The following is a 13973-nucleotide window of genomic DNA, read 5'->3' as shown; positions in this document are numbered from 1 at the left end:
ATTATTGATTTAGTAGTTCTGCGAATTTTTGTTTGTGTAAAATGATTTCTTTTTTTGAAAGTTTGTTGGCTTCGTATACGATGATAGTGTCTTTGATATTGGCTTTAAATACTTTTAAAGAAACAATCAAACCGCTGATGAGTTCTTCAACCGTGTACCCATAGGTGCCTTCTTTGCTGAAAGATCGTTCTTTTCCGCCCGTGGTCACAACGATGTATACTTCTTTACCCTCCAAAGGATTTTCTTCTCCCTCATTAAGCCAGTTTCTGTCGAAAACTTCGTCTATCCAAAGTCTGAGCAAAGGGGGCATTCCGAACCAGATAATAGGAAACTGAAAAATAAATCGGTCGTAATTTTTCAAACGTTTTCGCTCACGAAAAGCAGCGATATGAAAATCAGGATATTCTTCGTAGAGATCGCGTAGGGTGAAATGCTGGTGACGAACGTAGAAGTTAATCAACTCCACGTTTGAGTTTGAGTGTTCCAGATAAGGATGCGCAAAAACTGCCAGCGTTTTCTTCATAGAACCTGTTTTCAGTAAATATAATGAAAATTTGCTGAAATTTTGTTGGTTTTTTCCGCTGTTTTTGATTATTTAATATTCTAACAGTGTTTTTTTAATGGTATCTGCATTTTCCGGATTCAATTTTCCAATCACATACTGAAGAATTCCATCTTTATCAAGAATAAAAGTCATTGGATACCGTGTAATTTTGTTTTTTTCGAAGAGTTTATATTCTACATCTGTAATAAAATTGAAAGAAAACTCGTGTTTTGTAAGGAAGTTTTCTACTTTTTCTTTTGTGCTGAACGTAATTCCGATGAAATTAACCTTATCCTCCAAATCTGATTTTAACTCATTAAGTAAAGGCATTTCTTCAATACAAGGCTCACAGATTGTTGACCAAAAGTTAATAAGTGTTGTTTGCCATTCAGGTCATCAATATTGAATGTAATTCCTTTATTGTTATTAAATTGCTCTACTAAAAACGGTTTTCCCAATATATCTTGATAACCAAGAAAGCTTATTAAAGTTTCATTTGATTGAGAAAAAATGGTGATGAAACTCAGAATTGAAATGATTGAAAATAGTTTTCTCATAATTATTCTCCATGTGTAAGTTTTATTACTTTACCATCTTTAGAATTCATAATGATTATAAATGATCCTCCAATTTCAGATTTTGGTAAAGTTCCATTAATAACAAAATATCCATCAATGAAGTTTACATTGTAAGGTCTTTGTCTGATAATGTTTTCTTTACCATATATAGGAAACAAAATGCTTTCAGAAATTTCCACTGCTGTTGTTGAATTAGGAATTACTTCCGTAGGTGAAAATTCATTGCTAATTTTTGCATTGTCTAGTTCTTCTCTAGCGTATTCAGAATATTTATTTTCAATAAAGATTTCAATGTTGCTGGGGTCAGGCTTTTGAGATGATATTTTACCACAATTTTCTTTGTCAGAACATGAAAAAACAAGAAAGCCTAATGAGTACAATAATGACAATATTTTCATAAATCTTAGATTATTTAAACCACTTCCAAAAATTTATAAATATTGATAAAATTGCAAGCCCTAATGAAATTAATGCTGCGATTTTAACAACTATATCTTCATTCTTCTTGTAAGCGTAACATAAAAAAATAAAAGAAACCAATATGATTGAGAGAAAATAATATTTGTAGATGTATTGTAATTCAATCAGCCCAAAAAGTGCTTTCGTTTTACCGTCAGTATTTATATATTTTTCAAAAATTGAAACATTTATTCTTACCAAAAACCATATTACAATAAAGTTTGATACAATTGATAATAAAGAATATTTCATATTGGTATTTTATAAATCTACCATCCTCCCGAAGCTCCACCGCCTCCAAAACTTCCGCCACCGCCGAATCCTCCAAATCCGCCGCCACCGCTGCCACCAGAACTTCCGCCGCCAAAGCCACCCGGAAAAGGGAAAGGAAAGAATCCACCTGGATAATTTCTCCGTCCTCTTCGGCTAATTATGACATCGTCGTCGTCATCGCCACCGCCTCTATTTTTGAAGAGGAAAATAAGAATGATGAAAATTACAAATCCGATAAGGAGTAGTTTTGAAACATTAATTTCGCCTGATTTTTTTTTATTGTTTAGGGGTTTAAACTTCCCCTGAACCGCTTCCATAATTGCCGATGTACCCCCGTTAATTCCTTCAAACCATTTACCCTGTTTGAATTTTGGGGTAACAATGTAATCGAGAATCTGTCCTGCAACGGAAGCTGTTAAATATTGCTCAACTGCACGTCCCTGTTGGATCGACATCGTTCTGTCTTGAGTTGCAATCAGGAAGACAACACCGTTGTCAACATCTTTTTGTCCGATTCCCCACTTTTCCCCAAACATAGTTGCAAGATAATTGATGTCTTCACCTTTGGTTGATGGAATAATGATGACCTCAATTTCCGTTGAGGTAGAATCTGCAAATTTAATGAGCTTGTTGTTGAGTTCGTTTTTTTCCTGCTGCGTCAGCAAATTCCCTTCATCATACACCGGATATAAAACAGCAGGCTTTTCAGGAATAGTATACTGTGCCGATACGATAGTGTACAAGCAAAAGAATATAAATGAAAATAATATTTTAAGAGAACGTAATCTCATTGGGAAGTTCGTTGTTGTTTTCTCCCGTTACCGGAAAATGTTTTTTGAGTTCGAGACCGGTTTCAAGAATAGCACTTTTTAATGCTTTAAAATAGTTGCCTTTTGCGAATTCTGAAGTGATAAAGTCATGCAGATGATCCCAATATGACTGATGTACTTTTGCATGAATGCCCGTGTCACCAATGATGGTGAGGTATTTCTTTTCAAAATTAATGTGGAAGAGAACGGCGTTTTTTTCTGCAGTTTTATCTTTACATAATTCGTTGAAGACCTCATAAGCAATCGCTGCATTGTTATTTTCAGTGGTAGAATCAATGTGCACACGAATTTCTCCGGTAGAATGGTCCTCTGCCGACTGAATAGCTTCCACGAGGGAAGCTATCTGTTGATCTGTTAGATAATGGCTCATTATTCTGTGAAAACGTCCGGTGCTTTTTCAGCTCCTGCAGCTGCTTTAAAGTATGGTTTTTCTTTAAAGTTGGTGAAGTTCGCCAGGATATTATTCGGGAAAGTCTTGATTGAAGTATTGTAATCCTGAGCGGCTCCGTTATAATATACAGTCTCTGTTCTAATGCTGTTTTCGATCGCAGTATATTCTCTCTGGAAATTAATGTACTGCTGGTCTGCCTTCAAATCAGGATATTTTTCAACAACCATCATCAATCGACCTAAAGCTCCGGATAATTCTCCCTGTGCTGCCTGGAATTTTGCCAAATCAGCTTCGGTCATATTGGTAGGATCGATATTGATAGATGTAGCTTTTGAACGTGCTTCCACAACTTTGGTTAAAGTTTCCTGCTCAAATTTAGAATAAGATTTTACCGTTCTTTCTAAATTTGGAATGAGGTTGGCTCGTTTTTGATAAACTGTTTCCACGTTAGACCATTTTGTATTGACATTCTGTTCTTTGGTGACGAATTTGTTGTATCCGCTTTTCCCCCAGAAAAATAATACGGCAACGATAATTAAAAGAGCAATGCCGATGGTTCCGGCGCTCAGGCAACCTTTGTTTTTCATATGTGATTTTTATTTATTTAATAGTTAATTGTTGAAGGTCTAAAAAAGATTTGATGATTATAATTCTTTTAAATTTTCTTGTGCTACCCAAATATACAAATTATGTGCTAATTTTGCAGAAAATTAATTGAATGACAACAATCCTGGTTGCGATGGGAGAGAAAAACGAAATTGGTGCTGATAACCAATTGCTTTGGCATCTTCCAAAAGATTTAAAACATTTTAAAGACCTTACATCGGGACATCCGATTATTATGGGGAGAAAAACCTATGAGAGCATAGGGAAAGCGCTCCCAAACCGCACCAATATTGTCATTTCCAGAAAGAAAAACTGGTTTGAAGAAGGGATTTTAATTGTGGGAAGTATCAAAGAAGCTGTAAAATTTGCCAAGAAAATTAACGAAAATGTTTTCATCATCGGCGGTGGAAATGTATACGAACAGACGATGGAAATTGCTGACAGATTGGAAGTTACTTTAGTGAAGGCTGAACTAAAAGCCGATACTTTTTTTCCTAAAATTGATCCGAAAATCTGGAAGTTATCTGAAGAAATTTTCCATGAAAAAGATGAGAAAAATCAATACGATTTCTCATTTCAGACTTATGAGAAAATTGAACATTAAATGTTGATGGTTGATCATTTTACAAACAACCATATACGGTAAATTATCAATCAAAATTATTACCTTTGCACTTCTAAATTTTAATAATGAACAAATACATAAAAATCGCAGTAGCGGCAATCCTGATTCTTGGAGGCTTATATATGATGATTTACACAAGGGAAAAAGGTTGGGGAGTTGTTGTCTTCCTTTTGGCTGCTTTGCCCATTTTTCTTTTCTTTAAAAATGAAAATATCCTTTTGGCATTCTGGCAATTGAGAAAACAGGATATGGTAAAAGCGTCAAAGTTTTTAAATAATATTAAAGATTATAAAACAGAACTTCATAAAACCCAATACGGTTATTACCATTACTTACAAGGTTTGGTTTTGGCTCAAGATCATCCAACGAAAGTTGAGCCTTTGATGAAAAAAGCATTGGAATATGGTCTGAATATGAAGCACGATAGAGCAATGGCTACATTGAATTTAGCTGCAGGTGCAATTTCTAAAGGAAGAAGACAGGAAGGACAAAGACTTCTGGATGAAGCTAAAGCACTTGACACAGCAGGAATGATGACCGATCAAATCAAAATGATGAAAGATCAGTTGAAAATGCCAACCATGCAGAAGCATATTCACAATCCTCACATGAGAAACAGAGGGAAGTTTTAATAAAATTATTCTTTTAAATAAAATAAAAATGCACCAAATCATTTGGTGCATTTTTTATGTTTTGTAACTCAATCTACATTTCAGAATTACTCTCATACCCATAAAATTTGGGAATTTGCCAATGGTATTTTACCGCTAATGTTCTCACACTTACAATCATTAAAATAGTGAAAACCTGAATAAAAGTATAAGAAAGCGAAGTGAAATGGGTTAATATTAAAAATGTTGAACCGCCAATAATACAGGCACTTGCGTAAATTTCTTTTCTGAAAATCAAAGGAATCCTGTTGAGTAAAATATCCCGGATAATTCCACCAAAACATCCGGTGATTGTTCCTAATCCGATGCAGATTAAAGGATGAATATCCAGGTTTAATCCTTTTTGTACACCTATAATCGTAAATAACCCCAATCCGAAGCTGTCAAAAATAAATAAAGTAACCTTGAAGTTTTTCTCAATCGATTTAAAGATCATAGAGAAAATACTCGTCGCCAGAATTAAACCGCACATCAAAAGATCATGCATCCAGAAAACAGGAATGTCTAAAAGTAAATCTCTTACCGTTCCGCCACCAACTGATGTAACGAAGGCAATAATCAAAACGCCAAACGGATCAAGTCTTTTCTGCATGGCAGCAAAACTTCCCGACATCGAAAATGAGATCGTCCCGAGAATTTCTATGGCAAAATTGAGCTGTTCGTGCATAAGATATGGGTAATGATTGATGAATAATAACTGATAATTTTGCGGTTTAATCAATTATTAACATATCATTTAAGTATTATTTTTCAACTCTCACTGCGTCCGGAACCAATAATTCATATTCACCGCCGTGGTTGATGATCTCTCTCACGATGCTGCTGCTGATGAATGATTTTCCTGATGAGGTCAATAAGAAAACAGTTTCCAGTTTTTTGTGGGCTAAAGTACGATTGGTATGGGCAATTGCTTTTTCAAATTCGAAATCAGCAGGATTTCTCAGACCTCTTAAAATGAACTGAGCATTTTTTTCGAAGCAGTAATCAACAGTTAGACCTTCAAAATGATCTACTTCAACATTGGGAAATTCAGCGACTGAATTTTGTATGAATTCCATTCTTTTTTCTAGCGGAAACATGTATTTCTTCTGAGAATTTTGTCCGATGGCAATAATCACTTTGTCGAAAAGTGCCGCCGCTCTCTCAATAATATCGTAATGTCCTAATGTGATCGGATCAAAAGACCCCGGAAAAACAGCAATTTTCATGCGTAATTAATTATAAGTTATGAGATTGAGTGATTAGCAGAAAGAAAATTATCACAAAGGATAACTTCAATCTTACAGTATTCGTCTTTCAGCCTCTATTGTTTTTTTTGTAAAGCTTTCTCCACTTCATTTCCGCAAAGATCTTTAATAGAAATTCCATAGATTTTTGCCTGTTGCGGAAGAATGCTTGCCGGAGAAAATCCTGGGTTGGTATTCATTTCCAACATATACGGAATTCCATCCATTAAAATAAATTCACTTCTTGAAAATCCGCTCATTCCCAAAGAATCATAGGCTCTCTTGGCGATTTCTTCCACTCTTTTTGTGGTTTCACCATCGATTCTTGCTGGAGTAATTTCTTCTGAAGCACCTTCGTATTTCGCTTCATAATCGAAGAATTCATTTTGAGGCACAATTTCAGTAATTCCCAAAACGATGGTTTCTCCTTTAAAATCAATAACACCAACAGAAACTTCCATTCCGTCAAGGAAACTTTCAATTAAAATTTCATCATCTTCTTTAAAGGCAATTTCTGTTGCAGCAATCAGTTCAGACTGATCTTTTACTTTAGAAATTCCAAGAGATGAGCCAGACTGATTGGGTTTCACGAAAACCGGAAGACCAAGGTTTTGAATGATTTCATCAACATTGATATCCTGTCCTTTTCTGAGATAAACACTTTTAGCAGAGGGGATTCCATATTTTGATAAAACGGCTAAAGTATCTTTTTTATTGAATGTCAATGCGCTTTGGTAAAAATCACAGCCTGTATAGGTCTGTTCTATTGCGTCCCAATAAGCTTGTAAAATTCCGTTTTCACCTGGAGTTCCGTGGATGATGTTGAAGCAAACGTCAAATTTTAAAGTCTCATCTGCATTTAATGTAACTGAAAAATCACCTTTATTAATGGGCAGTTTGTTTTCATTTTCATCTAGAAAATACCATTCATTTTTCAGAATGACTACCTTATATACATTATACTGATCTCTGTCTAGAGAATCATAGATCAACTGTCCACTTTTTAGGGAAACTTTATATTCGTCAGAATAGCCTCCCATCACTACGGCAACGTGTTTTTTGCTCATATCCGTTTATATCATTTAAGGCAAATTTAATGAAATTATATCATGCACGAATTGAATTTTTGAAAATTTGGAGCCAAATGCTAATTCTGTTAAATAAAAAGTGCAATCAAAAATTATTAGCTATATTTGCCGTTATAATTCAAGTATTTTTAAGTATGCTTAAATCACTTTTCAATTGGAAAGTTTTAGTTAATTTATTAGTAGCGATCGCTATTTTCGTGGGATTGGTATGGCTTACATTTCGTTGGCTGGAGTATCATACAAACCACGGTCAGGAGATTCCCGTTCCTAATGTTGTTAATAAATCTGTACATGATGCTGTCAAAATCTTAGAAGACACAGGTCTTGATTATGAAGTAGACAGCGCTACCTATAATCCAAAATACAGACCTTTTCAGGTGCTTCAGGTTTATCCTGCGCCGGGATCGCGTGTAAAGGATGGAAGAGCAATTACTTTGAAAGTAAATCCAAGAAGCTGGGCTCCTGTTGCGGTACCTGATGTTATTAATAAATATTCTGGTCTTGCATTCCAGCGATTGGATCAGGTAGGTCTGAAAGTGGGTGATACTATTTTTGAACCGAGTATTCAGAAAGATGCGGTTCTCAGAGTTTTGTTCAAAGGAAATTCTTTGAAACCGGGAACGAAAATTCCAAGATTCTCTGTGGTTGACGTTGTAGTAGGTTCCGGGCCGATGAGAAATATATCGATCCCTAATGTTGTAGGGTTAACCGTTAAAGAAGCAAGAGCTTATATTGCCAGAAATCTTTTTGAAGTAGGAATCGTAGATCATGAAGATGGTGGCAAAGACGAATCGGATATCGTTTATTATCAGGATCCTGCTGCAGGAGATGCACGAGATCAAGGAATGCAGATAGATCTCTGGGCAAGTAAGAAAACTCCAGCAGAGCTTAGAGACAAGATAGATCAGCTTAATTCTATGTACAGAATGAAGGTCGATACTACATTGCCTCCGATCAGATATGAGGAGGTTCCTAATTTTCAGGATGCCCCTGTACATGAAACGCCGCCACCTCCTGTTACTCAAAAGCCTGTAGCTCAGAAAGTGAACGTGTCATCAACAGCAAAGCCTGCTGAATCAAAGCCTAAAACAGGAGAAAATTCAGGCAAGTCAACAGCAACGTCGGTAGATAAACCGAAAGCTAAGAAAGCTGTGGTAGAGTAATTAATAACTTTATTATAAAAATTCAGGCTTCAACTTTAAAATGTTGAGGCCTTTTATGTAAAAAGAATATAATGACAGAAGAAAACGAAGATTTTTTAGACGAAGAATTATTAGATCCCAACAATGTAGATATTGATGAGGAAAATAAAGGTTTGTACGAACATGTGAATATTACAGTTGACGGGAAACAAGAACCTTTAAGAATTGATAAATTTCTTTTAAATTTCCGACAGAATTCTTCAAGAAATAAAATATCACAAACCTGCAGAGCCGGAAATGTTGTGGTTAACGGAAATCCTGTGAAGCAGAACTACCGTGTAAAACCGGGAGATCAGATTTCGTTGCTCCTTGCTCATCCGCCCAGACTGAATGTGATCATTCCGCAGGATATCCCAATTAATATTGTGTACGAAGATGATGATTTGGTTGTGGTAGACAAAGAACCTGGAATGGTTGTGCATCCTGGATTTGGAAACTGGGATGGAACTTTAGTCAATGCTTTGGCTTTTCATTTTGATAAAAAAGGTGAAAAATCAGATTTGGATAGAGTAGGATTGGTTCACAGAATCGATAAAGACACTTCTGGCCTTTTGGTTATTGCAAAAAATGAATATGCTTTGAGTTTTCTCGCAAAACAGTTTTTCGAAAGAAAAACCAAAAGACTGTATTGGGCGTTTGTCTGGGGTAATGTAAAAGAAGATGAAGGCACCATAACGGGTCATATAGGAAGGCATCCCAAGAACAGAATGCAGATGTATACTTACGTAGACGGAAGCGTTGGTAAGCATGCCGTGACGCATTATAAAGTTTTAGAGAGGTTTAAATACATGACTTGGGTAGAATGTAAGCTGGAAACCGGAAGAACCCATCAGATTAGAGCGCATTTCAAACATATTGGTCATACTTTGTTTAATGACGAAAGATATGAAGGGAATATCGCTCTTCGTGGAGTTAATTTGCCTAAATATAAGCAGTTTGTAAAAAATGTTTTTGATATTTTACCAAGACATGCTCTTCATGCCCATACTCTCGGATTTATACACCCTACGACAAAAAAGGAATTGTATTTTGAGAGTCCAATGCCTCAAGATATGGCGGATGCCGTAAAAAAATGGAGAAATTATTTAGAAAACTAAAAATATATTGAGAATTTTTTTATATTTGTTGAATTGAAATCAAGATTTGTTATGAGAAAACTATATGCTATCGTATGTTTAGCTCTTTTGTCTAATGCGTACAAAGCACAAGAATCATTACCATACTATCAGCAATATCTATTAGATGGTGAGTTCCTGTTCAACCCTGCACAATATGGTAAAACGGACTATGTACAGCTTAATCTAAACTATCAACAACAATTTTCAAAATTTAGCGAGTCTCCAAACGTTCAGTCTGTGGGGATCAACGCGAATATTTTTGATAGAGTGGGAGCGGGTATTTCCGTTTTTAGAGATAGCAACGGTCCTATATCTGCGGGAGGTATTACAGCGGGAGCTTCTTACTTCATCCCGTTAAGCAGTGAGGGTGAAAGAAAAGATCAGTTTTCTTTTGGTACAAGTGTTAATTTTTATAATATGAATTTTGATTATTCTAAAATTAATACGGAAGACGGTTACGATCCATTATTGCAAGGAAACGAAAGTAATATCTTTATGGCATATGCAAACTTTGGTTTGGCTGCAACGTACAAGGGATTATTTGGAGGTGTTTCTGTGAACGATATCGCTTTAAGCAATGACGAGTCTATCGTTAACAACTACGAGCCATCACCAATCAAATTCTTCTTAAACTTAGGATACGACTGGAAAATTGCAGATAATATTGCCATTACTCCTTCAGCTTTAATCAATTTAAATACCAACTCTACAAGAATGATGGATTTAAACTTGATGGCTACATTCTCTAACGACATCAATGCATTCTCTTTCGGGGTAAGCTACAGAGGTGTTCAAAACAGATTTGATAACCAGCAGTTGAGTATTTCACCAATTGTAAAAGTAAGATTCAACAAATTTATGGTGGGTGCTACTTACAACCTTGGAATGTCTGACATTCAGGAATATGGTGGAAACAGCTTTATGATTGGTTTAGGTTACAACTTTGATAACTTTATTAATCATAGAGGATTTAGATATTAATCTGATTTAATTTAAATAAATTTGAGCTCTGAATTTTTCAGAGCTTTTTTTATGATTTATATTCACATTCCTTTCTGCAAACAGAAGTGTAGCTATTGCAATTTTCACTTTTCGACTTCTTTGAATTTTAAAGATGAGATGATTGCTGCGATGAAAAAAGAAATTTTTCTCCGCAAAGATGAACTTCAAAACAAAAATTTGCAGTCCCTTTACTTCGGTGGAGGTACACCTTCGATACTTTCTGGCAATGAAATTAAGTCTTTAATTGATGAGGTTTTAAAATATTTCAGTTTTAACGCTGATATTGAAATTACATTAGAGGCTAATCCGGATGATTTAGATAAAAACTTTTTAAGACAACTCACAAATTCTCATGTCAATCGATTGTCAATCGGAACTCAAAGTTTCTTCGACGAAGATTTAAGGTTAATGAATCGTGCACATAATGCTTCGGATGCTGAAGGTTCTATCAAAAGAGCACAGGATTTTGGCTTTGAAAACTTAAGTATTGACCTCATTTATGGTTCACCAACATCAAGTTTAGAAATCTGGAAGCAAAATTTAAATAAAACTATTGCACTTGAAGTTCCCCATATTTCATCGTATGCATTGACGGTCGAGCCAAAAACGGCTTTAGAAAAGTGGATTGCGAATGGAAAAGTTTCCAATCCTAAAGAAGAAGAGCAGAACAGAGAATTTTACTATATGATTGACTTTTTGAAAGATCATGAATTTGAGCACTATGAAATCTCCAATTTTGCTAAAAAAGGTTTTCATTCAAGACATAATTCTGCCTACTGGAAATATAATGAATACTTGGGAATCGGGCCTTCTGCACATTCTTACAACGGATTTGATGCGAGAAGCTGGAATGTTGCTAACAATCAGCAGTACATTAAAAAATTAAACTCCAATCTTCTGGCCAAAGAAACAGAAATTCTTTCACCAAAGGATCAGTTTAATGAAATGATTATGATCGGTTTGCGGACTACTTGGGGGATTGATCTTGAGAGTTTGAAAAATAAATTTAAAGAGGATATATTAGATATGTTTCATAAAGAAATTCAGCAAAAAATGGCAGACGGAATTTTAATTAAAGAAAATAATCACCTTAAAATTCCTGAAAAGCATTGGTTTATGGCAGACGGCATTGCTTCAGATTTGTTTCAGGTTTAAAAAAATAGAATCTAAAATCTACAATTTAAAATCTTTAAGTATTTTTGCACTAAATTTCACTTCGTTTGAAAACTAAAAAACAGGATTATTCGCATCTTTCGCCTCAACAGCCTATCGGAATTTTTGATAGTGGTGTAGGTGGATTAACGGTTGCCAAAGAAATAAAGAGACTTCTTCCGAATGAAGATCTAATCTATTTCGGAGATACAAAACATCTTCCCTATGGTGAAAAATCAAAAGAAGCGATCATAGGATATTCTACGAAAATTACTAATTTCTTATTGGAACAAAACTGTAAAGCTATTGTAATAGCCTGCAATACTGCAACTGCAAATGCTTTGAATGAAGTAATGGAAGCTGTTGCCGGAAAAGTTCCTGTGATTGACGTTATCAATCCGGTTGCGGAAAAAGTAGCGTATGAAATTCATAATAATGTCGGAGTCATTGCGACAAAAGCTACTGTAAATTCAGGTCTGTATAAGAAAAGTATTCGCAAGCACAATAAGTTTATCAAAGTAGATGAGTTGGCGACGCCTTTGCTGGTTCCTGCGATTGAAGAAGGGTTTAAAAACCATCCGATTACGCATTCTATTATTTATAATTATCTGAGTAATGCCAAGCTTAAGAATATCGAAACACTGATTTTAGGTTGTACGCATTACCCATTATTGATTGACGAAATCAAACAGTATTATGGAAACCGCGTTCGTGTGATCGATTCACCCAATATTGTAGCCAATCACCTGAATATTATTTTAGATAAGTATCATCTTCTTAATACCAATAATCCTAAGGCGACGTATCAGTTTTATCTTTCAGATATCACGAAAAACTTTGAGAAAATTTCAAAAAAGTTCTTCGGAAAAAGTATAGATTTGGAACTGAAAGTATTGTAATTATCTGTAAATCAAAAAAACGGACTTTTGCCCGTTTTTTTGCAGTGTTAAAATTTTAGATTTCAGTAATTATTTTTTCTGGGTTTAATCTTCGTTTGGGAGTAATGGTCAATTGATTATGATCTGTTTCAGGCTTTTCACCGATGGCTACTGCCAACACCGATTCATAATCTAGATTATTGATGATAGCATCGTAGTGATCCGGTTGGATTCCTTCCATCGGAGTAGAATCAATTTTCATGTCAGCGCACGCTGAGAGAAATACACCAAGCGCAAGATAGACTTGGTGGACCATCCACGATTTTACATATTCTTCACCATGTGGTTTTACCAAAGTGTTATAAAAATTTACACCCACTTCATTAAGATACTCATGCATCTGATTTTCGAAATGTTCAGAACTTTTCAGCACCTGAAACACAATAACATGACTGCAGTCGATTACTTTTTGTTTGTTGTGATAAGAAAATTCAGACAATTGCTCTTTGATATTTTGTGTTTTGATAAATACAAAATTCCAGGGCTGACTGTTGATCGAGGACGGACTTAAATTTAAAATTGTTTTCAGTTCATCAATTTTATCCTGACTGATTTTAGCTTCAGGATTGTATTTTTTCACCGCATATCGGTTTTTTATTTGATCTAAAAAGCTCATTGTAATTCAATTTGTACCTACTAATGTAAATAAAAAAATCAGGAATTAAATTTCCTGATGATCTGTTTGTTCTAAATCCGTTGTTTCTTCCTCAATAGGTTCGAAAAAGCTGAAGGTTATATTTCCATACTTTCGACTGTCAACCAAATTCGGATGATCAAGTTTCATTCTGCTTTGATGTTCTACGATGAAAACTCCGTTAGGTTTCAGGTATTTATTTTTTAGAACCAAAGAAATCAGTTCCATATATTTTTTCTCTTCAGTTTCAAATGGTGCATCAGAGAATACAATCTCGTAAGACTTTTTATTTCTGAATTTTTTCAGCCAGTCAAAAACATCGCCACGCTGCACACTTACATTTAAGCTAAATCCAAGTTCTGCTGCAGTAGAATTTAAAAATGAAGTATGTTTAGGGTTTAATTCAACTGATGTGACATCTTTGCAGCCTCTGGACGCAAATTCGAAAGTGATAGAGCCAATTCCTGCGAAAAGATCCAGCACAGAGCTTGCCTGCATATCGTATTTATTTTCGATGATGCTGAACAAAGCTTCTTTCGCAAAATCGGTGGTCGGTCTTACGTCAAAGTTTTTAGGAGCGGCTATTTTTTTGGCTTTCCACTTGCCGGCAATTATTCTGTACATTTTTTAGGTTTT

At 35.1% G+C, this 13973-nt stretch carries 19 protein-coding genes; 7 read left to right on the top strand and 12 right to left on the bottom strand.

Annotated elements, in window-relative coordinates; genetic code table 11:
- Nucleotide 1 precedes the first annotated feature (1 nt).
- The 7 genes from AR685_RS16375 to AR685_RS16340 all read right to left on the bottom strand — a co-directional run bounded on the left by AR685_RS16375 (nt 2) and on the right by AR685_RS16340 (nt 3662).
- Nucleotides 2–523: an NAD(P)H-dependent oxidoreductase gene (locus tag AR685_RS16375; protein WP_047447345.1), complete on the bottom strand. Its 522-nt coding sequence runs from the start codon at nt 521–523 to the stop codon at nt 2–4.
- 72 nt (nt 524–595) lie between these two features.
- Entirely contained in the window at nt 596–916 is a 321-nt protein-coding gene (locus AR685_RS16370) for a TlpA family protein disulfide reductase (RefSeq protein WP_082671957.1), read from the bottom strand.
- 187 nt (nt 917–1103) lie between these two features.
- Nucleotides 1104–1520 (bottom strand): NTF2 fold immunity protein, encoded by a 417-nt coding sequence (locus AR685_RS16360; RefSeq protein WP_059125219.1) that lies wholly within the window; start codon nt 1518–1520, stop codon nt 1104–1106.
- A gap of 10 nt (nt 1521–1530) precedes the next feature.
- A complete protein-coding gene (locus AR685_RS16355; RefSeq protein WP_047447343.1) occupies nt 1531–1833 on the bottom strand; it encodes a hypothetical protein in 303 nt (100 codons plus the stop codon).
- 17 nt (nt 1834–1850) lie between these two features.
- The gene (locus tag AR685_RS16350) at nt 1851–2645 is read right to left on the bottom strand and encodes a TPM domain-containing protein (RefSeq protein ID WP_059125218.1); all 795 of its coding nucleotides are present in this window, start codon (nt 2643–2645) and stop codon (nt 1851–1853) included.
- Nucleotides 2626–3054: a TPM domain-containing protein gene (locus AR685_RS16345; RefSeq protein ID WP_185096022.1), complete on the bottom strand. Its 429-nt coding sequence runs from the start codon at nt 3052–3054 to the stop codon at nt 2626–2628. Before AR685_RS16345 ends, AR685_RS16350 begins: the two co-directional genes overlap by 20 nt.
- Complete coding sequence (locus AR685_RS16340; RefSeq protein WP_047447333.1) at nt 3054–3662, bottom strand: LemA family protein; 609 nt, start codon at nt 3660–3662, stop codon at nt 3054–3056. The genes AR685_RS16345 and AR685_RS16340 overlap by 1 nt, the downstream gene beginning before the upstream one ends.
- A 131-nt stretch (nt 3663–3793) precedes the next feature.
- On the opposite strand from AR685_RS16340, the gene AR685_RS16335 reads away from it, so the two are divergent.
- Together AR685_RS16335 and AR685_RS16330 are read left to right on the top strand one after the other, a co-directional pair.
- A complete protein-coding gene (locus AR685_RS16335; RefSeq protein WP_059125217.1) occupies nt 3794–4285 on the top strand; it encodes a dihydrofolate reductase in 492 nt (163 codons plus the stop codon).
- Nucleotides 4286–4371: 86 nt separating this feature from the next.
- Nucleotides 4372–4938 (top strand): hypothetical protein, encoded by a 567-nt coding sequence (locus AR685_RS16330; RefSeq protein WP_059125216.1) that lies wholly within the window; start codon nt 4372–4374, stop codon nt 4936–4938.
- Between the two features lie 73 nt (nt 4939–5011).
- Here the strand turns inward: AR685_RS16330 and AR685_RS16325 are convergent, their stop codons facing one another.
- The 3 genes from AR685_RS16325 to AR685_RS16315 form a co-directional block, all read right to left on the bottom strand.
- Nucleotides 5012–5644 (bottom strand): trimeric intracellular cation channel family protein, encoded by a 633-nt coding sequence (locus AR685_RS16325; RefSeq protein WP_059125215.1) that lies wholly within the window; start codon nt 5642–5644, stop codon nt 5012–5014.
- Nucleotides 5645–5720: 76 nt separating this feature from the next.
- Nucleotides 5721–6185 carry a pantetheine-phosphate adenylyltransferase gene (coaD, locus tag AR685_RS16320; RefSeq protein WP_047447322.1) on the bottom strand — a complete coding sequence of 155 codons (465 nt, stop codon included), beginning with the start codon at nt 6183–6185 and terminating at the stop codon, nt 5721–5723.
- A gap of 95 nt (nt 6186–6280) precedes the next feature.
- Nucleotides 6281–7270, bottom strand: a complete 990-nt coding sequence (locus AR685_RS16315) for a D-alanine--D-alanine ligase (protein WP_047447437.1) — start codon at nt 7268–7270, stop codon at nt 6281–6283.
- 155 nt (nt 7271–7425) lie between these two features.
- Between AR685_RS16315 and AR685_RS16310 the strand changes: the two genes are divergently transcribed.
- The 5 genes from AR685_RS16310 to murI all read left to right on the top strand — a co-directional run bounded on the left by AR685_RS16310 (nt 7426) and on the right by murI (nt 12664).
- Nucleotides 7426–8454, top strand: coding sequence for a PASTA domain-containing protein (locus tag AR685_RS16310; RefSeq protein WP_047447321.1), 1029 nt, complete (start codon nt 7426–7428; stop codon nt 8452–8454).
- Nucleotides 8455–8525: 71 nt separating this feature from the next.
- Nucleotides 8526–9590, top strand: coding sequence for an RluA family pseudouridine synthase (locus tag AR685_RS16305; protein WP_059125214.1), 1065 nt, complete (start codon nt 8526–8528; stop codon nt 9588–9590).
- A 51-nt stretch (nt 9591–9641) separates the two neighbouring features.
- Entirely contained in the window at nt 9642–10592 is a 951-nt protein-coding gene (locus AR685_RS16300; RefSeq protein ID WP_047447315.1) for a PorP/SprF family type IX secretion system membrane protein, read from the top strand.
- A 51-nt stretch (nt 10593–10643) separates the two neighbouring features.
- Nucleotides 10644–11768, top strand: a complete 1125-nt coding sequence (gene hemW / locus AR685_RS16295) for a radical SAM family heme chaperone HemW (protein WP_082671956.1) — start codon at nt 10644–10646, stop codon at nt 11766–11768.
- 65 nt (nt 11769–11833) lie between these two features.
- Nucleotides 11834–12664 (top strand): glutamate racemase, encoded by an 831-nt coding sequence (gene murI, locus AR685_RS16290; protein WP_047447312.1) that lies wholly within the window; start codon nt 11834–11836, stop codon nt 12662–12664.
- A 55-nt stretch (nt 12665–12719) separates the two neighbouring features.
- Here the strand turns inward: murI and AR685_RS16285 are convergent, their stop codons facing one another.
- The gene (locus AR685_RS16285; protein ID WP_059125213.1) at nt 12720–13319 is read right to left on the bottom strand and encodes a nitroreductase family protein; all 600 of its coding nucleotides are present in this window, start codon (nt 13317–13319) and stop codon (nt 12720–12722) included.
- 45 nt (nt 13320–13364) lie between these two features.
- Complete coding sequence (locus tag AR685_RS16280) at nt 13365–13961, bottom strand: RsmD family RNA methyltransferase (RefSeq protein ID WP_059125212.1); 597 nt, start codon at nt 13959–13961, stop codon at nt 13365–13367.
- Nucleotides 13962–13973 lie beyond the last annotated feature (12 nt).

Origin of the sequence: Chryseobacterium sp. JAH, from assembly GCF_001507335.1 — a bacterium.
Classification (GTDB): Bacteria; Bacteroidota; Bacteroidia; order Flavobacteriales; family Weeksellaceae; genus Chryseobacterium.
The sequence above is the reverse complement of the archived record's forward strand: the minus strand, read 5'-3'. Positions and strand labels throughout refer to the sequence as shown.

Excerpts from the sequence above, each read along its gene's own strand:
- AR685_RS16375 (WP_047447345.1), bottom strand. The coding sequence starts at position 523 with ATGAAGAAAACGCTGGCAGTTTTTGCGCATCCTTATCTGGAACACTCA.
- AR685_RS16360 (WP_059125219.1), bottom strand. The coding sequence starts at position 1,520 with ATGAAAATATTGTCATTATTGTACTCATTAGGCTTTCTTGTTTTTTCA.
- AR685_RS16355 (WP_047447343.1), bottom strand. The coding sequence starts at position 1,833 with ATGAAATATTCTTTATTATCAATTGTATCAAACTTTATTGTAATATGG.
- AR685_RS16350 (WP_059125218.1), bottom strand. The coding sequence starts at position 2,645 with ATGAGATTACGTTCTCTTAAAATATTATTTTCATTTATATTCTTTTGC.
- AR685_RS16345 (WP_185096022.1), bottom strand. The coding sequence starts at position 3,054 with ATGAGCCATTATCTAACAGATCAACAGATAGCTTCCCTCGTGGAAGCT.
- AR685_RS16340 (WP_047447333.1), bottom strand. The coding sequence starts at position 3,662 with ATGAAAAACAAAGGTTGCCTGAGCGCCGGAACCATCGGCATTGCTCTT.
- AR685_RS16335 (WP_059125217.1), top strand. The coding sequence starts at position 3,794 with ATGACAACAATCCTGGTTGCGATGGGAGAGAAAAACGAAATTGGTGCT.
- AR685_RS16330 (WP_059125216.1), top strand. The coding sequence starts at position 4,372 with ATGAACAAATACATAAAAATCGCAGTAGCGGCAATCCTGATTCTTGGA.
- AR685_RS16325 (WP_059125215.1), bottom strand. The coding sequence starts at position 5,644 with ATGCACGAACAGCTCAATTTTGCCATAGAAATTCTCGGGACGATCTCA.
- coaD (WP_047447322.1), bottom strand. The coding sequence starts at position 6,185 with ATGAAAATTGCTGTTTTTCCGGGGTCTTTTGATCCGATCACATTAGGA.
- AR685_RS16315 (WP_047447437.1), bottom strand. The coding sequence starts at position 7,270 with ATGAGCAAAAAACACGTTGCCGTAGTGATGGGAGGCTATTCTGACGAA.
- AR685_RS16310 (WP_047447321.1), top strand. The coding sequence starts at position 7,426 with ATGCTTAAATCACTTTTCAATTGGAAAGTTTTAGTTAATTTATTAGTA.
- AR685_RS16305 (WP_059125214.1), top strand. The coding sequence starts at position 8,526 with ATGACAGAAGAAAACGAAGATTTTTTAGACGAAGAATTATTAGATCCC.
- AR685_RS16300 (WP_047447315.1), top strand. The coding sequence starts at position 9,642 with ATGAGAAAACTATATGCTATCGTATGTTTAGCTCTTTTGTCTAATGCG.
- hemW (WP_082671956.1), top strand. The coding sequence starts at position 10,644 with ATGATTTATATTCACATTCCTTTCTGCAAACAGAAGTGTAGCTATTGC.
- AR685_RS16285 (WP_059125213.1), bottom strand. The coding sequence starts at position 13,319 with ATGAGCTTTTTAGATCAAATAAAAAACCGATATGCGGTGAAAAAATAC.
- AR685_RS16280 (WP_059125212.1), bottom strand. The coding sequence starts at position 13,961 with ATGTACAGAATAATTGCCGGCAAGTGGAAAGCCAAAAAAATAGCCGCT.